The sequence below is a fragment of the Limnothrix sp. FACHB-406 genome (assembly GCF_014698235.1).
Classification (GTDB): Bacteria; Cyanobacteriota; Cyanobacteriia; order CACIAM-69d; family CACIAM-69d; genus CACIAM-69d.
On the sequence record NZ_JACJSP010000023.1, the window covers coordinates 31,041 to 53,083 of the forward strand.

16 protein-coding genes are annotated in these 22,043 nt (G+C 58.8%); 12 read left to right on the top strand and 4 right to left on the bottom strand.

The window, feature by feature from the left end; genetic code table 11:
* Nucleotides 1-254: 254 nt before the first annotated feature.
* The 7 genes from H6G53_RS16805 (at nucleotide 255) to H6G53_RS16835 (ending at nucleotide 7,727) form a co-directional block, all read left to right on the top strand.
* Nucleotides 255-2,621, top strand: a complete 2,367-nt coding sequence (locus H6G53_RS16805) for an IMS domain-containing protein (protein ID WP_190534933.1) — start codon at nucleotides 255-257, stop codon at nucleotides 2,619-2,621.
* A gap of 115 nt (nucleotides 2,622-2,736) precedes the next feature.
* The gene (locus H6G53_RS16810) at nucleotides 2,737-3,894 is read left to right on the top strand and encodes an AEC family transporter (protein ID WP_190534936.1); all 1,158 of its coding nucleotides are present in this window, start codon (nucleotides 2,737-2,739) and stop codon (nucleotides 3,892-3,894) included.
* Nucleotides 3,895-4,103: 209 nt separating this feature from the next.
* Nucleotides 4,104-4,832, top strand: coding sequence for a L,D-transpeptidase (locus H6G53_RS16815; protein ID WP_242030945.1), 729 nt, complete (start codon nucleotides 4,104-4,106; stop codon nucleotides 4,830-4,832).
* Nucleotides 4,833-4,862: 30 nt separating this feature from the next.
* Nucleotides 4,863-5,519 (top strand): L,D-transpeptidase, encoded by a 657-nt coding sequence (locus H6G53_RS16820; RefSeq protein WP_190534953.1) that lies wholly within the window; start codon nucleotides 4,863-4,865, stop codon nucleotides 5,517-5,519.
* A 266-nt stretch (nucleotides 5,520-5,785) separates the two neighbouring features.
* On the top strand, nucleotides 5,786-6,016 hold the full coding sequence (locus H6G53_RS16825) for a DNA-directed RNA polymerase subunit omega (protein ID WP_099534409.1): 231 nt from the start codon (nucleotides 5,786-5,788) through the stop codon (nucleotides 6,014-6,016).
* A gap of 187 nt (nucleotides 6,017-6,203) precedes the next feature.
* Nucleotides 6,204-6,788 carry a hypothetical protein gene (locus tag H6G53_RS16830; protein WP_190534956.1) on the top strand — a complete coding sequence of 195 codons (585 nt, stop codon included), beginning with the start codon at nucleotides 6,204-6,206 and terminating at the stop codon, nucleotides 6,786-6,788.
* 30 nt (nucleotides 6,789-6,818) lie between these two features.
* Nucleotides 6,819-7,727 (top strand): calcium-binding protein, encoded by a 909-nt coding sequence (locus tag H6G53_RS16835; RefSeq protein WP_190527414.1) that lies wholly within the window; start codon nucleotides 6,819-6,821, stop codon nucleotides 7,725-7,727.
* A gap of 32 nt (nucleotides 7,728-7,759) precedes the next feature.
* Here the strand turns inward: H6G53_RS16835 and H6G53_RS16840 are convergent, their stop codons facing one another.
* The 3 genes from H6G53_RS16840 to H6G53_RS16850 form a co-directional block, all read right to left on the bottom strand.
* The gene (locus H6G53_RS16840; RefSeq protein ID WP_190534959.1) at nucleotides 7,760-10,651 is read right to left on the bottom strand and encodes an EAL domain-containing protein; all 2,892 of its coding nucleotides are present in this window, start codon (nucleotides 10,649-10,651) and stop codon (nucleotides 7,760-7,762) included.
* Nucleotides 10,652-10,765: 114 nt separating this feature from the next.
* The gene (locus tag H6G53_RS16845) at nucleotides 10,766-13,807 is read right to left on the bottom strand and encodes an HD family phosphohydrolase (RefSeq protein WP_190534962.1); all 3,042 of its coding nucleotides are present in this window, start codon (nucleotides 13,805-13,807) and stop codon (nucleotides 10,766-10,768) included.
* Between the two features lie 490 nt (nucleotides 13,808-14,297).
* Entirely contained in the window at nucleotides 14,298-15,197 is a 900-nt protein-coding gene (locus H6G53_RS16850) for a hypothetical protein (RefSeq protein ID WP_190534965.1), read from the bottom strand.
* A gap of 226 nt (nucleotides 15,198-15,423) precedes the next feature.
* Here H6G53_RS16850 and H6G53_RS16855 point away from each other — a divergent pair, with 226 nt between their 5' ends.
* Complete coding sequence (locus H6G53_RS16855; protein WP_158234495.1) at nucleotides 15,424-15,810, top strand: peptidoglycan-binding protein; 387 nt, start codon at nucleotides 15,424-15,426, stop codon at nucleotides 15,808-15,810.
* A 483-nt stretch (nucleotides 15,811-16,293) separates the two neighbouring features.
* On the top strand, nucleotides 16,294-17,883 hold the full coding sequence (locus tag H6G53_RS16860; RefSeq protein ID WP_099534417.1) for an NAD(P)H-quinone oxidoreductase subunit 4: 1,590 nt from the start codon (nucleotides 16,294-16,296) through the stop codon (nucleotides 17,881-17,883).
* Between the two features lie 155 nt (nucleotides 17,884-18,038).
* On the opposite strand, the gene H6G53_RS16865 is transcribed toward H6G53_RS16860, so the two are convergent.
* Nucleotides 18,039-18,281 carry a hypothetical protein gene (locus H6G53_RS16865; RefSeq protein ID WP_190354973.1) on the bottom strand — a complete coding sequence of 81 codons (243 nt, stop codon included), beginning with the start codon at nucleotides 18,279-18,281 and terminating at the stop codon, nucleotides 18,039-18,041.
* 474 nt (nucleotides 18,282-18,755) lie between these two features.
* On the opposite strand from H6G53_RS16865, the gene H6G53_RS16870 reads away from it, so the two are divergent.
* The 3 genes from H6G53_RS16870 (at nucleotide 18,756) to H6G53_RS16880 (ending at nucleotide 21,950) form a co-directional block, all read left to right on the top strand.
* Entirely contained in the window at nucleotides 18,756-20,243 is a 1,488-nt protein-coding gene (locus tag H6G53_RS16870; protein WP_190534970.1) for a DUF2157 domain-containing protein, read from the top strand.
* Nucleotides 20,244-20,373: 130 nt separating this feature from the next.
* Nucleotides 20,374-21,063: a GDYXXLXY domain-containing protein gene (locus tag H6G53_RS16875; RefSeq protein WP_190534973.1), complete on the top strand. Its 690-nt coding sequence runs from the start codon at nucleotides 20,374-20,376 to the stop codon at nucleotides 21,061-21,063.
* A 203-nt stretch (nucleotides 21,064-21,266) separates the two neighbouring features.
* Nucleotides 21,267-21,950: a biopolymer transporter ExbD gene (locus H6G53_RS16880; RefSeq protein ID WP_190534976.1), complete on the top strand. Its 684-nt coding sequence runs from the start codon at nucleotides 21,267-21,269 to the stop codon at nucleotides 21,948-21,950.
* Nucleotides 21,951-22,043: the final 93 nt, after the last annotated feature.

The following is a 22,043-nucleotide window of genomic DNA, read 5'->3' on the forward strand; positions in this document are numbered from 1 at the left end:
TCGATCGCCGATTGGCCAGCCACGTGAATAGCCCAAATAACGCCTAGCTGCTCTGAATCCTCGGGAATGATCGTGATCATCTTGCGAGGCTCGATCGAGATTGGGCCGGCGTTGAAGGCGATTGTGCTGAAACCATCAAACCAGAACCGTTCAACCTCCCTTTGTCCGTTCCATCCAGACCCCAAAAAGCCGTCAGTTCGCAAAATAATGTGGTATCGATTGATTGTTGTTGTTAGACCGCGAGGGTGGCAGTTGTGCTGATCCCCCTAGACTATTACCGAATCTTGGGCTTGCCGATCCAGGCCACCACCCCGCAACTGCAACAGGCCTATCGCCAGCGGAGTGACCAACTGCCGCGCCCGGAATATTCCCAGGCCGCCATTACCCTGCGGCAGCAGTTGATCGATGAGGCCTATCGCCAACTGAGTCAGGCCGCCAGTCGGCAGGCTTATGATGAAACCTTTTTGGCCGGTGGGGGTGGTTCGGCTCCGCCGCTGCTGGATGCTCAAGGCCGTCGCCGGGCGAAGCCGCCGGCCGATCGCGCGGAAACCCCCATGCTGGATCTGGATGAGCGCCAGTTTGTGGGGGCACTGCTGCTGCTTCAGGAGCTGGGGGAATATGAACTGGTGCTGGAGCTGGGCTATCCCCACCTGAGCAATCCGGGCACGATCGAGGCGGGCCGCTTTGGCGAACCGCAATTGGCCTTAGCAGACATTCTGCTGACCGTGGTGCTGGCCTACCTAGAACTGGGCCGCGAACAGTGGCACCAAGGCCAGGCGGAACCGGCCGCCACCTCCCTCAAGATTGCCCAAGAGTTGCTGTTGCACCATGGGTTGTTTGCCAGCTTGCGGGGCGAAATTCAGGCGGATTTGTACAAACTGCGGCCCTATCGCATTTTGGAGCTGTTGGCCCATCCGGACGAGAACAGCGTGCAACATCGCCAGGGCTTGCAGTTGTTGCGCAGCATGTTGAAAGAACGCGAAGGCATTGATGGTCAAGGGGATGACCGATCGGGCTTGGGCGTTGAGGACTTTCTGCGTTTTGTGCAACAACTGCGGGTGTATTTGACCACGGAAGAACAGCTCGCCCTGTTTGAAGCGGAGGCCAAGCGCCCCTCAGCGGTGGCCACCTTCCTGACGGCCTATGCGGCGATCGCCCGGGGATTTGGGCAACGACAGCCGGCCTTTGTGCGGCAAGCGAGCTTGCTGTTGCGTCGGTTGGGCAATCGTCAGGACGTGTTCTTGGAGCAGGCGGTTTGTGCATTGCTGTTGGGACGGCCCGAAGAAGCCACGCGCTACTTGAGCCAAAGCCAAGAACAGGAAGCGATCGCCCTGATTCGTCAGCAGTCGGCCGGTGCGCCGGATTTGTTGCCGGGCCTCTGTGCCTATACGGAACATTGGTTACGCCATGAGGTGTTTCCCCATTTCCGGGATTTGGTGCAGGGGAGTGTTTCCCTCAAGGAATACTTTGCGGATGCTTCGGTGCAAAGCTATCTGGAAGCCCTGCCGGAGGGGGAACCACCGGAGAATGAATGGACGGTGGTTCCCGATCGCGCTTCCGTGAAAGCGGCCACACCGATGACAGCAAACCGGGGATCGAACCGCACCTTGGCGGCCCTGGCCGAATTGGGCGATCGCCGGTCGATCGACATGCCCCAGTTTCCCTGGCAACGCCCTACCCCTGTGCCATCGGCCGCCAACCCGATCGAACCCACTGCCAGCACCATTCGACCGCTGCCCTTGCCGGAACAGTTGGGAACCCAAGCCACCCAGCATGATCCAACGGCCCAGGACTCCGGCGCGGTTGCCCGGGCCTTTGCGGACTTTGCGGCTCCGGGTTCCGCGCCGCCGCCCAACAACGTGATTCCCCTCAGCCGGGCCACGGGAGCCAACACAGGAACCAGCAACATGGGCAGCAGCGGGCGATCGAGCGTGGGAGCCGCGCCTCCGTTACCCCCTGCCGATCGCCCCAGTCGCAGTCGTCAGCGTTCCGATCGCCCTGCCCGGACTCGGGGGGGAGGCGGCGATCGACTCCCAATCGCGATCGGGGTTGGGATTATGGTGATTGGTCTTGGTTCGTTCCTCATTTGGCGCGTGTTCCAAGCTTTGGGCGAAACCTTCCAAGGGGGGCCCAACCTGGAGGGAGAACAACCGATCGTCCAGCTCGATCGGCCCGTGATTGAAATTCCGCCGCCGCCCGCAGTCCCCAACCCGGAAACCGCCCTCACGGCCCCTGGCCTCAACCCGGAAACCGCCCAACAACTGGTGCAAACCTGGCTGAGCGCCAAAGCCGCCGCCATGGGCCGCGAACACCAGGGAGAACGCCTCACGGAAATTTTGGCAGATCCGATGTTGCGCACCTGGCGGGCCCGATCGCGCGATGCCCTCAACCAAAAACTGCACTGGGAATACGAACATCAGGTGAAGCTGGAGGATGTGAAAGCCACGCCAGACCAGCCTGATCGCGGTCAAATTACCGCTGAGGTGCGGGAAGTGGCCAAACTGTTCAAAAATGGCAAGCCCGATCGCGCCGGTTCCTACAACGAAGTGCTGCGAGTGCGCTACGAAGCTCAACGCAAGGACGGGCGCTGGTATCTACGTGATGTTAAAGTGATCCGATGATTGGGTTAACCCATGGTTAAACGCCAGCTTGCTGAGCGGGTCGATCGGCCTTGGGCCCTAAACCCAAATCACCGTCCCTGCACCGGGCTGGCCTACGGCGATCGCGCAGTCCCGTATGGCCGAAGTACTGCTACATGCCTACACACCACTGTTGATTTGGACAGGGTTGGGACTTTTGTTGGGGCCCTGGTTACCCCGTTCTTGGCCACGACTGGTCGGGCGATCGCTCTATTGGGTCGGTGTGCCCCTCGAAGTCTTTTCCCTTGCCCGCCACACCAACTTTTCAGGCCAAATGGGTCTGGCTCCGGCCGGTGCGGCTCTCGCGGTGGTGTTGGGAGCCTTGCTGAGCCTGGCTTCGCTGCATTACCTGATGAGGCGCGATCTGCGCGTTGATATGCCGCCCGATCGCCCGACGGGGGGCCTTTGGGGGCGGCATGGCTCTGGGAAATTCGCAACGGCGATCGCCCTCAGCACCTCGCCCGCCCTGGCCCCGATGGTGACGAATTTGGAGACAAATTTCGGGGCAGATTGTGGAATAGATTGTGGGGCAGATTGTGGGGCAGACCTCGCGATCGATGTGATCGATCCGGCCAAGGCTCCGGAAGCAGCCCCTTGGTGGACAGAACCCGCCGCCCGAGGGAGCTATATTCTCTCCGCCATGCTGGGGAACACGGGTTTTGTGGGCTTGGCGATCGCCCCTTTGTTTTTGGATGCCAGCTCAGCGGGATTTCCAGCGTTTTACGCAGTGTCCCAAAACGTGATGGGAACCTATGGCCTCGGGGTGTGGGTGGCCAGCACCTTTGGTTCCACAGGGGGCGATCGCAGCCTTTGGGGCCAAGTCAAAACCATGGCCGCCGTGCCCTCTCTTTGGGGATTTGGGTTTGGGGTGGCCAGCCAACCGATCGCCCTGCCCTCCTGGATCGAAACCCTGTCCCATGGCTCCGTGGGGCTGGTGATTCCCACGGCGTTTGTGTTGATGGGTATTCGGCTCAGTCAACTGAAAGGGTGGGACTGTTTGCGGGTGGCGGCCGTGCCGGCCCTGCTCAAAACCATCGCCGTGCCGGCCCTGTTGGGACTGGGGGCGATCGTGGTTGGGATTGATCCGCAATTACGCTTGGGGCTGGTGTTGATGTCCGGAATGCCCACGGCCTTTGCTTGCCTGATTTTGGCGGAAGAATACGACCTCGATCGCTCCATGATTGCCACCAGCATCGCCCTCACCACCGTGCTGGTTTTGCTGGCCATCCCGATGTGGCTCAAATTGTTCGGTTAATGACCATAGGGGGAAAAATTCAGCATTGACATAAATCGCTTCCGATCACTTCAGGATTGGAGAGCGCAGGCGCAACAAGATTCGATCGGGATCAGGCCGCTCCCGAGGCCGCGCTAAAATGGCGAGCGATTTTGCAAGCCTCGGTTTACCCACCGCAAGCCTGCCTACCCCCTTCCGGATTGGGTCAAATTTGGTGTTAGGAACGCATGATGCACACTCGATCTACTCTGCCTTGGGCTTGGCAATTGGTGCAACGACGCACCCGTCGAGGATTGGCCTTGGGCCTGGCGATGGCCGCCTCCTGGACAAGCGCTGGGCCGCTACCGGTTTTGGCCAATCCTGTTCCGTCAACCATCGCTGCTGAGGGCCATGGGCTGAACGACTCGATCGGGCGGGCCCCGGAAGCCGCCTCACCCGCTCCAACGGTGATTCCCGCCAACATCCCCACCGACTCAGCCAACCCGAACGCAACTCCCGGCTCAACTCCGGCTCAACCGCCAGCCCAAGCCCCCAATTTGTCTCCCAGCCCCACCGCAGCGCCAGCGGAACTGCCCGTGAAGCTGGTGTTGCGACTGCGGGAACGGCGGGTTTATGTCTATCGGGGCGATCGGGTAGAAGTCAGCTACCCGGTGGCGATCGGGAAACCTTCCACCCCCACCCCCACCGGCACCTATCGCGTGTTCCAAATGGTGAAAAATCCCATTTGGCGCAATCCCTGGACAGGCCAGGTCACCAACCCCGGCCCCAACAGCGCCCTGGGGTTACGCTGGATTGGGTTTATGGAGCGCTCCAACGGCATCATTGGGTTTCATGGCACGCCCACGGTTAACTCGATCGGGCGGGCCGCCTCCAATGGCTGTGTGCGGATGCGCAACGAGCATGTTGTAGAACTATTTGAAAAAGTGCAAATGGGAACCACCGTTGTGGTTGAACCCTAGGCCCCTCTGCCTTGAATCCACACCCACCCTATGCAGTTCCAGCAACCGCCGCATTTTGGGGACTCTTCTCGCCCCTTGAACCTTCTGGCGATCCTGGGTCTGGGCTTACTGTCCGGGGGCCCGGCCTGGGCAGAGGGGCCCCAACCGTCCCCCAATCCGCAACCCCGCCCCGTCCAGGCCGTTAACCCAGCCGCCAATGAGTCGCCCCTAGAGCGGCCAGGCCTGTGGCCCCCGATCGTACAAACGGCCCAACCGCCGTTGCCCGGTTTGGGCCAATACCAAGCCCATGTCCCAGTCGTTTCCAGTGCCCTGGTGTTAAGGCTTGGGGAGCGGCGGGTTTATCTCTATCGCGGTACGGTGATGGTGCGCAGCTATCCCGTGGCGATCGGGCGGGATGGTTGGGAAACGCCCACGGGCCATTTTCAGGTCATTCAAAAAACAGTGGATCCCGTTTGGCAGCATCCCTTCAACGGCACGATCGTCCCGGCGGGAAAAGATAATCCCTTGGGGGTTCGTTGGATTGGGTTTTGGACCAATGGTGACAACTCGATCGGCTTCCATGGCACACCTAATCCGGAGCTGATCGGTCAAGCGGTTTCCCACGGTTGTGTGCGGATGCGCAATGAGGACATTGTGGATTTATTCGATCGGGTCACGGAGGGGATGCCCGTGCGGGTGGAGCCATGACGCAACAGACTAAAGCCGGACTGGCACGGGACTGAATCGGAGGTGGGCCAGTGAGCCGGCCCACCTGGGCCCATCCCCGATCGCCCTCCCGGGAACTGGTAATCTAAACAGGCTGGGTACAGGCGATCGGCCGCTCCGTGATTTTGTGGCGCTTGCTTGCAACCACGGTTGAGCGGCTCCTGTTGGGCCCGTTGCCAACGGCCCTGCTTCTTCCGCAACCCACAGCAACCTCGTCTCGTTGAATTTGCCCCATTCACTAGCCAACCATGTCTAAACTCGACAAGCCCTTTGACACGTCGGATTTGATGTATCGTGCTGCCTCGCTGATTTCCGAATCGTCCAATCGCTACAAAATCACGGTGCAGGTGGCCAACCGGGCGAAGCGTCGCCGCTACGAAGAATTTGACACGGGCGAAGAATCTGCCATGAAGCCGGTGATTCGCGCCATCATTGAAATGTCCGATGAGCTGACCCAGCCGGACATCATTGTTTCTTAGTTTGTTTTGTTTCTTAGTTTGTTTCTCAATTTCGTCAGTCTCCTAATGGCGCTTCTGAACGTTGGTTCTGTTCTGAACGTTATTTTTGAGCGTTAATTGAGGGTTCGGCCCGCCCGTCCGGAGCGCGGTCATCTCGACCGCCCGGATCAACCAAGATTCAGAATCCATGAAGCGAGCACGGCAGTTTATGACTCTGTTGAGCGGAAACGGGCGGCGATCGGGGCGTTGGCCCTGCCTGTGGGGCGTTTGGGTGGCCTTGGGCTTAGCGATCGCCCTGATGCTTCGGGGCCCCGCGATCGCCCAACTGCCTCCTTCCACCAATGATGTTTGGCGGCAGGTTTATCAAGTGCTGCCGGATATTCCCCGGGAAGATCACTACATCAACCGTGAGTCCCGAGAGGTCGATCGCGGCAGCAGTTTATTAGCCCGCATGATTCGCTACCACGTTTACCAAGTGGGGCGATCGCCCTTTTCGCGATTGGATTGGAAACTGACCCTCGCGGACTATTTGGGCCTGCATCAATACATTCCCGAAACCAGCTATCCCGGCAATGAACGCCTCACGGAAAATCCCTTGGATGGGGACCAGGCGGCCGTTCGACGCTTGAACCGGGCCCAGCGCGATCGGTTGGTGAACACCCTGGTGATTTTGTTTGACCCCAACGGCAATCGGGGTGAGCTGCCCACCGCTACCCCCGGCCCCACCAATACCCCGCGTCCCACTCCGGTGCAGCCTCGACCCGGTAGCGGTGCGGATTTGTTGCGCCTGTAATTTGTCCCCATTGAATTTGTCCCATTGACCATGGCCGACAATGATTACGAATTCGGCAGTTTCTTTAGCCTGTTTGCTGCCGATGGATTACCGGATACTCGCTTGATTCGCGATCCGCTGTCGCCCGATGATGGAACCCGACCGCGTTTTTTTGATCTGAGTGCCAATGGGCAACAGGGCGATCGGGTGCGGATTCCGTCCCTGCTGACGGCCTATCCAGGGGGGGTGCGGGCCCTGAATGGTGATGATTTGGTGCAGGGCAGCGAGGCCGCAGACATCATCTATGGCAACGGGGGCGGCGACTACCTGGAAGGCAACGGCGGGGCCGATCGCCTGATCGGTGGGCGAGGGATGGATTACCTCAGCGGCGGGGCCGGCAACGACACCCTATTTGGCAATTTACAAGCCGACTATCTCTATGGCGGTGAAGGGGATGATCTGCTGCTGGGGGGGCAGGGGGCCGATATCCTGACCGGTGAGGCCGGCAACGATACTCTCGCAGGGGACTTGGGGCGCGATCGGCTCTGGGGAGGTCGCGGCGCAGATACCTTTATCCTCCGGCCGGGCGATGCTCCGGCCAACAGCGCGATCGGGAGTGAGCAACCCCGTACCACCGACCCAATTTTCAACGTGGATGAGCTGGTGGTGGATATCATCCTGGACTACAACGCGGCCGAGGGCGATCGTATCCAGTTGGCGGATGGTGTGTTGCCGGCCAATGTGCGCCTCAGCCAGCGCTACTTGGTGATTGGCGATTCGCGCGACCATGCGCCTGAGGGGCCGTTTCCGCCAGGATCGATGATTCGGACGGCGGATTTTCGGGTGGAGGCGATCGCGGCCACGCTGATTACGGATAGCAGCACTGGCCTGGCTCTGGGGCTAGTGCGCGGTGCCAGTCCCGATCAGATCAGAATTGTGGGTCTGAATGCCGGAGGGTGACCTACCCAGGCATGAATCGCTCCGGCCCCTGCTCAGGGGTTTTGGGGATCCAATTCCTGGGGATCAAGGCGTTCAGCGGCGTAGTTGAGGGTGCGATCGATGGTGTCGATCAGGGCGCGGTTGGTGGCCGGAGCCGATCGCTCCTGGGGCGATCGAACAATGGTTAACCGCGGCCGGGGCGGTCGCACACGCCTTTGCCAATTCGTCATCCAAGCTTCCAAGGTGCGGGGGGTGCTGGCTGGACAGAAAAAGAACCCTTGCACTTGCCGACAGCCCAACCCTTGCAAGGTGCTGATGCTGGAGATGGTTTCGGCTCCTTCGGCGGTGACGGTTAACTCTAACTGCTCGGCCAGGTTCAAAATGGCGGCCACGATCGCCCGAGGTCGTTCTTGGCGATCGAGGTTATGGATAAATGACTGATCAATTTTCAGCCCCGACAGCGGCAATTGGTGCAAATAGCTGAGGGACGAGTAGCCCGTGCCAAAGTCATCAATCACCCAGCGCACCCCCAAGATCGCCAGGCGATCGAGCGTGGCCCGCAACTCCGGGGAGAGGTGCATCAACAGGCTTTCCGTAATTTCCAAAGCCAGGAGATTGGGGGGCAGCCCCGTTTCTTGCAAAATGGCCTCCACTTGCCCCACAAAGTCCGCCCCCGTCAGTTGACGAATGGAGCAGTTGACGGAAATGGGCAACTCTTGACACCAGGGATAGGCCGATCGCCAATGCTGTAGTTGCTGGCAGGCTTCCCGCAGGGCCCACAGCCCCAACTCCACAATGATGCCGGTTTCTTCCGCGATCGGGATGAACTCCGTGGGGGCGATCGACCCACGTTGGGGATGGTGCCAGCGCATCAGGGCCTCAAATCCCTGGATCGCTTGGGTCTCCAACGCCACCACCGGTTGGTAGTGCAGCACCAGTTCTCGCCGAGGCAGCGCCCACTGCAAATCCGAAGCCATCTGGAACCGACTGAGCACCTGGGCATGCATTTCCCGCCGGAAGACCACGCAAGTGCCTTTGCCCCGCTGTTTAGCCGCATAAAGGGCAATTTCTGCCTGACGCAGCAGGGTTTCCGCATCCAACTGAGGATTTACCCAGGTGATGCCGATGCTGACGCGCGCAAAAATTTCCAAACTCCCCAGGTCAAAGGGTTGGGCAATGAGGGTTTGCAGTTGAATGGCGCGATCGATCCCTTGGTCATAGCTGGCCAATCCTTCCAAAAACAGCGTAAATTCATCGCCCCCAAACCGAGCCAGCACCTCATTGGGTTGCAAATGGGCTTGCAGCCGCTGGGCCAATAGGGTCAGCAACTGATCGCCCACCCAATGGCCCAAGGAATCGTTCACCAGCTTGAAATCATCCAAGTCCAAATGCAGGATGGCGCTATAGTGACCGGGCCCGGCATCAATTAACCCTGGCCAGGGCTGAGGGTTGAGGCCGGTTGCCAATGGCGGTTCCCCCGGTGGGCCCATGGGGTGGACCATGTTTTGCGCCATTTGCTGTTCTATTTGCTGCTCCATTTGCTCTAGGCGATGGTCAATGGCTTGCAGCAGGGTGTGGCGATTGGGCAAATCCGTAAGCGGATCGTGGGCGGCTTGGTGGGCCAGGGTTTGAAAAGATTGGGCGAGCTGCTCCGTCATGGCGTTGAAGGTGCTGGCCAGGCGATCGATTTCGGCAATGGGCGATCGGGGCGCGCGATCGAGCCAGTTCCCCTTGGCCAAACCCTCCGCCGCCAAGACCAGGTGCTGAAGCGGCCGAGTTAGCCATTGGGTTAGCCATCCCCCCACCGCCGCCACCACCAGCAACATCACCAAACAAGCCACCACCGTTGTTTGTAACTGAGCGGCGATCGGGGCGTAAAAATCACTTTCCGGCACCACAATCACCACCCACCATTGCAGACCGATCGCGTTTTGGAACCGAGTGGCCTGGCCCAAATAGGCGCGATGGTTCACGGTCAGGGTAAAGGATTGGGGATTGGCAGCGGCGGAGGATTGAACTCCGGCTGGCGGGTCTGCGGAATTCGTTGGGGCGGTGATGATCCGATCGGCTGCGAGATGTTGGGCCGTGGCTCGAATCACCGGATGCAGGGATTGATTGGCCTTAATGCGGCTGGGTTGGGGTTGGTTGGGCCAAACCAATGGCGTGTCGGTGGAGGTGGCGATGAGCTGCCCATCGGTTTCCATCACAAAAGCCAAGCCCGATCGCCCGATCGGCAGGTTTTTCAGAAACCGGCTCACCGCCGACAGATACAGCCGCGACGTGACCACCCCAATGACTTGCCCATTGCGATCGCGCACGGGCTGGCTCACCGGCAGCGCCAAAATTTGCGGGTTGCTGTGGAGCTGAAAGACCGAATTCCAAACCAAACGCTCGGCTTTGAAGGTGTTGCTGTACCAACTCCGGCGGCGCGGGTCAAACACTTGGGCCACGGAGGTCAGCTTGCGGTTTTGGTCTAAATCAAACCCCAGCATTTTGCCGTCCGTGGCTCGCCCGGCCACCTGCAATTGGCGAGCGCTGCGATCGTCGGTGAACTGCACGGCGGCAAACTCCCCATCCTGGCCGCCATAGGCCACGTTGTCCACCGTGCCCTTGAAGATTTGGAAATATTCAATCAGGCGCTGTTCCCGATCGCTCGGATTCAAAAAATTCACCCGCCCCGTTTCCGAATCCTGGGCCATCAGTTGCACCACCTGGATCGGGGCTTGCAAACTGCCCTGCAAAAATTGCCCAATCCGCAGGCTGGTTTCCTGGCGCAGGCGGGTGCTGTTGGCGGTTAGCAGGTGGTTGGCATGTCGCCAGGCGAGCCAACTGGTTAGCCCAATCGCCCCCACCAACTGGATCGCCACGGGCATCACCAGCAGCCACCGCAGGGGAACCGATCGCGCTCGAAGTCCGAATGTTGAGATCGCCTTGGGGTTAATCAACCGTGATTAATTTGCTGTGGTTTACTGACATTTTTGCAAACAGGCGAGCCAACCCCGATCGTTCGGTGGTTGAATCAATCCTGCATTTCTGCATTGCTGCATTTTGAAGTTGCATTATTTGGCGCAGGAGTTGGCCGCCGGTTCTGCTGCTGGCCGATCGGGCACGTTTAAAGCGGCCTTGGGATAGGCAATTCGTTTGTGGTTAAACTGCTGCCAAACCGTAACGAACACTTCCGCAATCACCCGCAGGTCTTCCCGACTCAGACCCGAGCAAACGAGCTGATTGTCTTGCCAGCGGGCCCGCAACATTCGATTCACCAGTGCCAAGGCTTCCTCATAGGTGGCATTTTCCAGCGATCGCAGGGCCGCTTCGCAGGAGTCCGCCAACATGACAATTCCTGTTTCCCGCGATTGGGGAATGGGGCCCGGATACCGAAAATGGCTTTCCAGCACCGGACGCTGATCTAAATTGCAAGCTTGGTAGGGCGATCGCCCTTGGGGGGCCTTGTCCTGTTGGGTTGTTTGGGTTGTTTCGATGGTGGTTGTGGCGCGATCGGGCTGGTGGGCTGGATTTGCTTGACCTGCTCGATCGGCTTGGTCTAAGCGATCTACGCGATCGAATCGACTCGATCGCTCCACAGGAGTTTGCTCTAACCCGAAATGGGCTGTCTTGGCCCGCTGCTCTCGCTGTTCCTGTTGTTGCTTGGCTTGGTAATAGAAATAGGCAATCAGCATCGTGCCTTGGTGTTCCGGAATAAAAGCTTGGATCGCCTTGGGCAACCGGGCCCGCCGCGCCATCACCAAGCCTTCGCTCACATGCTTGCGGACAATTTCCGTACTCAGCCAAGGATCCGCCAGCTGATCGTGTAGATTGGGGCCGCCCATTTGGTTTTCGATGAAGGCGCGGGGGTTATGGAGCTTGCCGATGTCGTGATAGAGCGTGCCGGCCCGCACCAGTTCCACATTGCAGCCGAGCGATCGAGCCGCCGCCTCCGCCAAACTCGCCACAAACAGGGTGTGCTGAAACGTGCCCGGCGCTTCCGCCGCCAGTTGCTTCAGCAAGGGGCGGTTGGGATTCGCCAACTCCGCCAGGCGAATGGGAGTGACCAAATCAAACAGATGTTCCAGGTAGGGACTGAGGCCAATGGCGATGATCACCCAAATCAGCCCCGCAAACCCGCATAGGGCCGCTGAACCAAGAACCGTCAGCCAAACAAATTCGGCCGCGGCGCTGTTGATTAGGTTCATGACCAGGTATAGCCCCCCTTGGGCGATCGCCACGCCCCCGCCCAACAGGGCCAAGTCTTCGCGCGATCGGGCCCGGCCGGCCCAGGCCGCAGCCACCAAGCCCCCCGCCGCCACGATCAAGGCATCAACCCAACTCACCTCCAAACCGGGGGGCAACAGCAGCGCCAACAGCCCCACCAAAGACATGCCTACCAGGGAGCCGTAAAAACTGCCACTGAGCAGGCCAATGGCAGACAAATTGGCCAGCATGGTGGGGCTGGCCCAAGGCCAGGTGGCTCCCATGCTGATCAACAGGGGGGTGCTGGTGGCCAGCAGCAGCAACAGGAAGCAGTCTCGCTGGCGCAGTCGGTGATAAACCCGGCGCTCAATTTGCCAAAAGGCCACGATCGCCCCCGAGACCAACAGGAACAGCCGCAGAATTGCCCCCCAGTTCACATTCCGAGAACTGAGACCATAGCGATCGAGCAGGGCAAATTGGCCCGCATCAATGCGTTCACCCTGACGAACAATGGTTTCGCCCATGCGCCGCGACACGATCGAAAGGGGCACATCTTCCGCCGCCTGTTCAGCCAAGCGGCGGGTGCGGTCGGGATCTTCCGTGAGGGTGGGGCGATCGATCGTGCCCAGCAAAAGCTGCTGAGCCAGGGCCCGACCTTCCAGGGGAACCACCAACGCCACATGGAGTTGCACCGCCCGTTCAACGAGTTCCGGCGGTAAACCGGGCGCGAGGCCCTGCACCAACAGGTTTTCGAGGGCCACCAAGGTTTTAGCGCGGGTGGCCTGCCATTGGGCATCGGTCAAGGTGAACAGATCCACCGTGTAGTCCTGTTGCCCAAAGTCTTGCATCACGGCTTGGGCCATGGCGTAGCGTTCGCGGGCCTTTTCAATGGCGCTGATCACTTGCCGCAGCGCCGTTTCACCGGCCTGAATGCGGTAGGTTTTGAGGGCAACCACCAGGGGGTGTTCTGCTGAAATAGGCAGAACTTTGCCGGAGGCCAAGGAGGGCTTGAAGGGGTCAAACCCATCCGATCGCCCCGTGGGTCGGGGAGTGGGGTGGGGGGACGCTTGCCCCAGGGCCTGGAGCACCTGTTGCCAGTCCGCTTCATTGAGCGATCGCGCAATTTGTTGCAGGTCAGTGGACAGGTTTGCCGACGGCCAATAGGGAAACTGACCAGCCACCTGACGCAGTTCATCACTCCGTTCCAGCCGACGTTGCAACTCGGCCGCCAACTGTTGGGTGGCATCGGAGTCCATTTTCAGGGCGGGCACAATGCCGTTGCGGGCTGCCTCTCGACGGCTGCGCGTGGTGACTTGATCTACCACTTGGGCATCGTAGGGGGCAACGATATCCTGGGGGGCGATCGAACCAATGCCGTAACGCGGTTGATTTAACCAAGGCTGGCTCATGGTGGCCGTCAGAATAATCGCCCCCAAAATCCCTAGCAGGATGGTTTGCACCCGCTGACGGATCGATCGGGCCCGCCGCACATAGGGTTGGCCCATGGTTTGGCAACAGAGACTATGGCAAGCGCCGCGAATCACCCCAACTCCTCCGTTGATCGTCACTCGTTGAACCAGTGAACTCAGCCGACGGTTCAGCCAGCCAAGTCGCTCGGGCCAAAGCTGCCCAAATCCGTGCCGGGTCGATGGGCTGGGGGGCAATGGCGGCAATGGCGGTACTGAACCAGGCGGGGAAACGCTGCAAGAATTGGGCCCCAAGGGCGATCGGCCGGGGGATGGGTCGCGAAATGGCTCGGGCGATCGGCCGCCCACTGGCTCCACCGGATCCTCCGCATCTTCTAGGGAACCCTGGCGAGGTGGCGGTTCCTGCGCACTGGCTTCGGAGTCGGTGTGGGATGGGGCAGGCTGTTGCCCATCACGCCCCATCGGATTGGCGGGGGTCAACATCTGGGAGGCTCTCATTTTGCCCCTAACACCCTGCGCCGATTGCGCCAGTAGCCATTGCAATCCAAGTCACCATAATCAGTTCCACCCAATTGATTTGACCCAAAGAATGGGCTGAAAAATGCCATTCTGAAGAACCATCGGAGGTCATCCCAAAAGGGTCTCGTCTCCATGTTCATCTTGCAGGGACTCTGTCGGTACTTCAACCGGTTGGCTGAATTGGCCATGATCCCATGGGATTCATTCATCACTCTGGCCAACCGGTTGCTGGACAATTTCAACAGTCGTAGCGCTCTCGCAAAGATTGCGCAATGGGTTAACACCGGCCCCATGGCAGGATGGGGCCAGCTACCACCTGATCGCCCCATGGCGGGATTGGGGTGGCATCTTGGCAGTATCTCAGTTGATTGAAGCGTAGGGCATTTTATCGGTAATTTTGGCTGAATCGTCCCCAGTCGCGGATTTTGCGGGGTGCAATTGCTCAGCCTTCAACTCAGCGTCCCACCCTGAAATGGGTAATCAGGCGATCGCCCTCTGCGATCGAGTCGGTTAGGGGATATTGGGGCAAGCGACCCGACCAGCGATCAATCAACATCTGCGATCCCTGAATGGCCCGGGTCAGCAGCCGATCGGGCACAATTGCCCCCACATCGGCCGGAATGGCCGCGCAGCCCCCCACCGCACCCACCAATACTCCCGACCACAAAACCGCACTGGCCGACTGCTGTTGGCAGCGGGCCAAACTGCTGGCCCAGCGGCCACCGCTCGATCGCAGGCTATGGAGTGCCACCAAAATAGGCAAGGTTTCCGGCGTGGCCGCCCGCAGCCGTTGGGGCCAATCCAGGGCCAATCGATCCAACGCTTGCCAATCGCTGAGAATGTTGACCACCGACGGCCACAGGGTATTGGAGAGGGCATTGGAGAGAGCAGTGGAATGGGTCGCATGGGCCGCAGGATCGAACTCGGTTTCCTCTCGATCGCCCTGGGAGAATTCCAGCGTGGCAGCATTGGGATGCACCAACACCCAAGCCAACACCTCCGCCCCCAAAATTACCGCTTCGGGCAAAGGCTGATCCATCGCCTGAGTCCACAGTTGGCGCAACACCAAAGGGCGATCGAACCAGCGCAACAGCAAAGGCAACAGGGCCAAGCCCAACTGATCGCCCGGCCCCGCCATCAGCGGCTCCAGTGAGGCCAAGGCCAACAGCCCCGGATCCGGGCCCGCCTGTGCGCCAACGATCTCTGACAATTGGAGGGCCCCTTGCAAAGCCGCGTCCAAATTGCGTCGATCGCGCTCCCAGGTTCGATCGAGCTGGTGAAGTGCCACCAAACCTCCCACAAGGGCCCCTTCAAATCGACCGTGTAAACTGACGGGCCAATCGCCAAAACTCATGATTTGCCAAATCCAGCGCGATCGCGCGACAAGCGAATCTCTAATCTAAGGGATCTCTAATTCAAGATGGATGGCAAAAAACCGTCCAAGCTTGACCCTTGATTCCCGATGCTCCGCTGTGCGGCTGAGAATTCGTTCTTGAACCATTGCCTAACTGTTAATTAGCCCTATGGCTTGGAACCGCCTCCTTTCCATTCTCGAACATTTCAATTGTCCTAGGCTGGCCATGGCTCCAAATCCTGCATCGGCCCGAAAAGCAATTGCCTTCACCCGGCTGGGAATGCTCCTGAGCCTGGGGGCGATCGGCCTAGGCATCAGTCTCAGCCTGGGCATGGGGCCCGCTTGGGCCAACTGCCCGCCGCGTCGGGAACCCCTGCCCAACTTGGGCCCCGGTGACAGTGGCAGCGATGTGCGCCGACTTCAGGGCATTTTGGCGCTCCTGGGGTTCTATCAAGGCCCCGCAGACGGAACCTACGACACCGCTTTGGCCAACGCTGTTCGTCTTTTTCAGGAAACCCAAAAACTGGATCCCAGTGGTGAAGTGACCGCCGAAACTTGGGATGCTCTGCTGCCCAATCCCAACTGCCGGCCCCCTGCCCGCCCCGATCGCTAGGGCCTTGGGGCGATCGACCGCAGAAGCTTGAGCGTTAGGTACTTCCCGAGATCCCAAATCCCCCAATTTTTCCCAGAGTCTCCACAATCAAAGTCCAAGACTCCAAGCTGAAGACTCAAAACCTAGGGGAAGAAAGCATCCAAGGGTTAACATCCAAGGGTTAAGTAGCAGGCGTTAATCAACAAACGTTAACCTTGATCAATTCTTAAGAATTAATAAATTCCAAAAGCGATCGCGCCCGCAAGGGGAATTCCTGCCAAAAGCTGCATAGCAAAAAATTAGGAAATAGCCACAAACTGCAACGGAACTTTAAAGAGTTCAAAGTGCTTTGTAACCAAAGTATTAAGCGATCGCCACGGGATCGATCCCATTGCTTACACTGTCAGCAGTGAAGGCTAAAACCATCACCACTCAACGCTTTGAGTAACGCACCCACTAACGCTTTGCCAAGTCGCGATCGCACCTAGCGACGCAAGACTTCCTATGAACTTTCCCTGGCTGACGACCTCCATTCTCCTCCCCATCGTCGCCGCCCTGATCGTGCCCCTGTTGCCCGACAAAGACGGCAAAACCGTACGCTGGTTTTCGTTGGGAGTAGGACTCATTGACTTCATCCTGTTGGTGTATGCCTTTTGTACCCAGTACGACTTCGGCAACCCCGAACTGCAACTGGTGGAAAGCTACACCTGGGTTCCCGAACTCGGCCTGAAATGGTCAGTGGGCGCAGACGGCCTCTCCATGCCCCTGATCCTGCTGACGGGCTTCATCACCACCTTGGCCATCTTGGCCTCCTGGCCCGTCACCCTCAAGCCCAAACTGTTCTACTTCCTGCTGCTGGCCATGTATGGCGGTCAAATCGCCGTCTTTGCCGTTCAGGACTTGCTCTTGTTCTTCCTGGTCTGGGAACTGGAACTGATTCCGGTGTACCTGCTGCTGTCGATTTGGGGTGGCAAAAAACGTCTCTACGCCGCCACCAAATTCATCCTTTACACCGCTGGTGGCTCGCTGTTTATCTTGGTTGCCGCCCTGGCCATGGCCTTCTACGGCGATACGGTCACCTTTGATATGCGGGAGCTGGCCCTCAAACCCTATGGCCACACGCTGCAACTGTTGCTCTACGGCGGATTTTTGATTGCCTATGCCGTCAAACTACCCATTTTCCCGCTGCATACCTGGTTGCCCGATGCCCACGGGGAGGCCACGGCTCCAGTTCACATGCTGCTGGCGGGCATCCTGCTGAAAATGGGTGGCTATGCCCTGGTGCGGATGAATGCCGGAATGTTGCCGGAAGCGCACGCCACCTTTGCGCCCGTGTTGGTGATTTTGGGGGTGGTGAACATTGTCTATGCGGCGCTCACCTCCTTTGCCCAGCGGAACCTGAAACGCAAAATTGCCTATTCCTCGATTTCCCACATGGGCTTTGTGCTGATTGGCTTGGGTTCCTTCACGGACTTGGGCATCAGCGGCGCGATGATGCAAATGGTGTCCCACGGGTTGATTGGGGCGAGCCTGTTCTTCCTGGTGGGGGCCACGTACGATCGCACCCACACCCTGATGCTGGATGAAATGGGCGGCGTGGGCCAAAAGATGCCCAAGATCTTCTCGATGTTCACGGCTTGCTCGCTGGCATCGCTGGCCTTGCCGGGGATGAGCGGCTTTGTGGCAGAACTAACGGTGTTCCTGGGTTTTGCCAACAGTGATGCCTATTCGTTGCCCTTTAAGGTGATTGTGGTCTTCCTGGCAGCGGTGGGGGTGATTCTCACGCCGGTTTATCTGCTGTCGATGCTGCGGGAAATCTTCTACGGCCCGGAAAATCAGGAATTGGTGTCCCACGAGGTGCTGATCGATGCGGAACCGCGCGAGGTGTTCATCATCGCCTGTCTGCTGATTCCGATCATTGGCATTGGCTTCTATCCCAAGCTGTTGACCCAGATCTATGACTCAACAACGGTGCAACTAACGGCACGGCTGCGAGACGCGGTGCCAACCTTGGTGAGTCGGGAATCACAGTCGATCGGGCTGATGCCGGGCGCAAAACCGTTGGTGGCTCCGGCGATCGCCCTGGAACCCTAGGGGGGAACTCCTGAGACACAGGACGCTCTCAACAGGACGCTCCCAATAGATTTAGAGCCGGGCCACGGTGTGGCCCGGCTCTTGTCAGTTTTAACGATTCTCATTGCAGGTTAGCTGCTGGGGATTCGAGGCGGGAAAAGCTCCGCAGCCATTACTTACAGGGTGCTGCTGAAGAGTAGACCCCACAGGGCCCCTGCGGCCGCCAAGGCGAAGAGAATGTTGGTGAAAAAGCGTCCGGTTTCGGCATTGAAACCCAGGGCCTTATCTTCGCGACCCGCTGTGAAAAACAGAGACCAAGCTTGATTGAGGTTGATGGTTTCGCCCGTTGAGTTGAAGTCGGGGCGGAAGACGACGGAATCCAACAGGTAACGATTCGAGAAGTCTAGATCGGTTTTCATAACAGTCCTTGAGGGGGGGGTAGAGATGGGGGAGAACAGCGCGGTGGGGGCCGGTTGGGTGCTGCGTTGTTGTTAATAACAATAACATTTCGTGAAAAATATTTACAATTAGTTGACTTTGAAAATCCTTCGTGTGTACCGAACCTGGTCGGTGTAGCTTCCCGATCGCCCCTCAACGAGTTTGGGCACGGATTTGGGACAGGAACTGAGGTCGGCCCGTAGAGCAGGTGGCACAGGGGATGGATCGATCAACCCGAGAAATGCCAGATTGGATGCCATCGGGGCGATCGGGCTGGGAACATTGACCCATCGGGGATTGCCAGCCCTTGAACCCTAAGTTTCATCAACCGTTTGTTGCTAAGAGTTGCTAAGAATTGTCCCACTGTCTTCGGTCATGGTTGTTGAATCATGCCCCCCGGACAGGTCGGGAGACTGTCGATCGCGTTGGCCCGCAATTAGGGGAGGATTGACCGCGTGATTACCGAGCGCTTTCGTTATCAGTTGCGCCAGGAGGCCCGCCAGTGGGTGACCGATGGCCTGCTGCAACCGGAACAGTTCGATCGCCTAGCCGATCGCTATCAGTTCCGAACCCTCGATCAGGGGGCCCGCAACCGCTTCGTGACCATCCTGCTGTGTTTGGGAGGAGTGCTGTTGGGGTTGGGGGTGATCACCTTCGTGGCCGCCAACTGGCAGGAATGGCCCCGGGCGTTTCGGGTGGGGGTGTTGTTGAGTGCCCTATTGGGCGTTCAAGCTTTGGGTTTTTATTTGTGGCGATCGCCCGCTCCTCGGTTGGCTGGGCAACGCCGCTTGGGCCAAGCCCTGCTGTTGTTGGGTGGGCTGCTGTTGGGGGCGAATTTGGCCTTGACGGCTCAGATGTTTCACCAGGGCGGCCCCTTATCAAGCCTCTACTTCATTTGGGGCGGCGGTGTATTGACCATGGCGATCGGGCTGCGGTTGATGCCTTTGGGGTTGCTGGCGTTGATCTTGACGATCGTGGGCTACTGGTCGGGTCTCTATGACTGGTGGGAGCCTGAACCCAGTTGGCAGCGAGCGTTGGCGGAGCATATGCCCTTGGTGAGTGCCCTGGCTTTTTTGCCCCTGGCCCATGTGACGCGATCGCGCTTTTTGTTTGGCTTGGCTTGGTTGTTCACGTTGGGAACCTTGCAAACCAACTTTTGGTGGAGCTTGATGCACCCTTGGGTTGCCAGTGTGTTGTCTTTGGCGCTGCCCTTCGCTTTGGGTTGGGGATATCGCGATCGACTTTGGCCGGCCGTGCAACGTTGGTGGCTGCGGTTGCCGCTGCCCCGGACGTTGCGCCATTGGCTCGTGCCCGGTGGGGCGATCGACCCAAGGCCACTGAACTTTCAAAACATCACCCAAAATTTGACCATCCTGTGGCTGATGGGCACGTTTTACTTCACCAGCTTCTGGTTTTTCTGGGAAGGTTCCGGTCGCCAAAGCGGTTCCTCCACCGATGGCAATATCTATGACCCAGCGCAATTCGTCCCCTGGCTGGCGGTGGATGTGGCCGTGGCGGCCGTGGCGGCGGTGCTGATGTGGGCGCGGCGGGGTCGCGGCGTGGCCATGGGGGCCGATCAATGGCTCACGGACGCGGTGCTTTGGGCCCTGGTGTTGTTGTTGGGGTTGACCTTGGGTTGGCACTACAACGTGGCGGCTCTGCCCAATTTGGGAACATTGCTGGCTAACGTGTGCCTGTTCCTGTTGGGGGTGGGTCTGGTGCGCGAGGGGCTATCGGACGGGCGGCGCTTGGCCTTTTGGAGCGGTCTGTTGCTGTTGGTGCTGGATATTTGGACGCGGATGCTGGAGTACAACACAGATTTGCTGCTGAAGGCGCTGGTGTTTGTGCTCTGTGGTGTTGGGGTAATTGCGGCGGGCTTGTGGTTTGAGCGATCGGTGCAAACGCTGAATGGGTCGAATTCTTCCCCCACGGCGCGATCGTGAGCGATCGGGACTTGCGATCGCTGGTGATGCACCTCGATCGCCCTGCCAAATCAGCGCTCATCACAACCCCGTTCCTGGTCATTCCCTGCCCTTCATCAATTCCTTGTCATTTATTTTGGAAACCTGAACCATGACCCAAGACCTGATTTCCCCGATCGCCCCAGATAGCCCCCCTCCGAAGGCGGCCGGCTGGCGATTTTGGATCCCGATGTTGTTGCAGTTGGGCCTGGCGATCGGGGTTCCAGCTCAATCGGCCATGACCTACTACTGGGGGCGAGCTGTGGTGTTGCAAACCCGCCCGGTGGATCCCTACGACTGGATGCGGGGCTATTCCCAAACCCTCAGCTATGACATTAGCCAGGTGAGCGTTTTGGAAAAGCTGCCCGGCTGGGAAACCATCGCCACCGATCGAGATCAAAAACAAAAACCGCGCTTACCCTATGAACGGCGGGAGTTTTACCTGATTTTGCAACAACCGACCAACACCGCCACCGAAGACCCCAATCAACTGCCCGATCGGCCCAAGCCCTGGCAACCGGTCGCCATTCGTCCCGATCGCCCGGGCCAACTGCCCGTCAACCAAGTGGCCCTGCGGGGTGAAATCATGGCCGCCATGCCCCGCTACAACCTGGAAACCTATTACATGGACGAATCCAAGCGAGATCAAATCAATGACCAAATCAATGGCGTGAACCGCATGAATTGGGCACGTCCTCGCACGAATCGCCCCTTACCGTTTGTGGTGGAAATTCGCGTGGGTGCTGATGGGCAGGCCGTGGCCCACAGCCTTTGGATTGAGCAGGATCGCTATCAGTTCTAAAGATGGTTGCGAAGTAGTAGCCTGTAGGGTGGGCAATGCCCACCAACCCATAACTTCATGGCATCTGCGACCTAATGTATCCATTGCGCTAGGTCTGCGCTAGGTCAAGGCCGTATCAATTTCGATGCCCAGATTTGCAGTGCCGATCGTGCCATTAATTCGCATAATCGAATGAATTTCTGAATCAAGTTCTGAATCAATTTATGAAAATCAACCTCGACTCGTCCGATCAAGAAATTCGCATTGAGATCGTGCCGCTGATCGATGTGATTTTCTGCATTCTGACCTTTTTTATCCTGGCGGCGATCGGGCTGACGCGCCAACAGGGCATTGGGGTAGACCTGCCCCAAGCCAGCACGGGCCAGCCCCAGATGCGCAAGTTGGCGATGGTGGCCCTCAGCCCCGCCGGTCAGTTGTATTTTCAGCAAGCCCCGGTGACCAAAGAGGCGCTGCTGACCCAACTGCAAGCCTTTAAGCAAGCCCAACCCGACGGGACGATCGTCCTCTATGCCTCCCAGTCGGCTTTCTATAGCGATGTGGTGGCGGTGTTGGACTTGCTGCGATCGGTTGGGGGCGATCGGGTGGCTCTGGCCACCTTGCCCAGCGGCCAAAACCCAGCCCAGCGACCGGCCGACAACTTCGACCAATTCGGCAATCAGCCCCTCGTGCCCAACGATCCGAGTCAGGGGGGCGATTTTGGGAATCCGGGTTTCAATAGCCCTGGCTTTAATAATTCCAATCCCAATAATTCCAGTCCCAATAATTCCAATCCCAGCAGCCCGAATAACCCCGGCTTGGGCGGCAATGGTTTGAATCAGCCGTATTTGTTACCCAACCAGTCACCGGCTCCGGCGCAACCGGGCGATCGACTGCCGATTCAGCCCTAACGGACGGTGCAAGGGTGGGCAGATTATCCGGTTGGGTTAATCGAGGCGCTTGATGGGTTCTTTGGTTGGGCGATCGGGCGGAACTCGATCGGC

Excerpts from the sequence above, each read along its gene's own strand:
- H6G53_RS16810 (WP_190534936.1), top strand. The coding sequence starts at position 2,737 with ATGGCCGAAGTACTGCTACATGCCTACACACCACTGTTGATTTGGACA.
- H6G53_RS16815 (WP_242030945.1), top strand. The coding sequence starts at position 4,104 with ATGCACACTCGATCTACTCTGCCTTGGGCTTGGCAATTGGTGCAACGA.
- H6G53_RS16820 (WP_190534953.1), top strand. The coding sequence starts at position 4,863 with ATGCAGTTCCAGCAACCGCCGCATTTTGGGGACTCTTCTCGCCCCTTG.
- H6G53_RS16825 (WP_099534409.1), top strand. The coding sequence starts at position 5,786 with ATGTCTAAACTCGACAAGCCCTTTGACACGTCGGATTTGATGTATCGT.
- H6G53_RS16830 (WP_190534956.1), top strand. The coding sequence starts at position 6,204 with ATGACTCTGTTGAGCGGAAACGGGCGGCGATCGGGGCGTTGGCCCTGC.
- H6G53_RS16835 (WP_190527414.1), top strand. The coding sequence starts at position 6,819 with ATGGCCGACAATGATTACGAATTCGGCAGTTTCTTTAGCCTGTTTGCT.
- H6G53_RS16845 (WP_190534962.1), bottom strand. The coding sequence starts at position 13,807 with ATGTTGACCCCCGCCAATCCGATGGGGCGTGATGGGCAACAGCCTGCC.
- H6G53_RS16850 (WP_190534965.1), bottom strand. The coding sequence starts at position 15,197 with ATGAGTTTTGGCGATTGGCCCGTCAGTTTACACGGTCGATTTGAAGGG.
- H6G53_RS16855 (WP_158234495.1), top strand. The coding sequence starts at position 15,424 with ATGGCTCCAAATCCTGCATCGGCCCGAAAAGCAATTGCCTTCACCCGG.
- H6G53_RS16860 (WP_099534417.1), top strand. The coding sequence starts at position 16,294 with ATGAACTTTCCCTGGCTGACGACCTCCATTCTCCTCCCCATCGTCGCC.
- H6G53_RS16865 (WP_190354973.1), bottom strand. The coding sequence starts at position 18,281 with ATGAAAACCGATCTAGACTTCTCGAATCGTTACCTGTTGGATTCCGTC.
- H6G53_RS16875 (WP_190534973.1), top strand. The coding sequence starts at position 20,374 with ATGACCCAAGACCTGATTTCCCCGATCGCCCCAGATAGCCCCCCTCCG.
- H6G53_RS16880 (WP_190534976.1), top strand. The coding sequence starts at position 21,267 with ATGAAAATCAACCTCGACTCGTCCGATCAAGAAATTCGCATTGAGATC.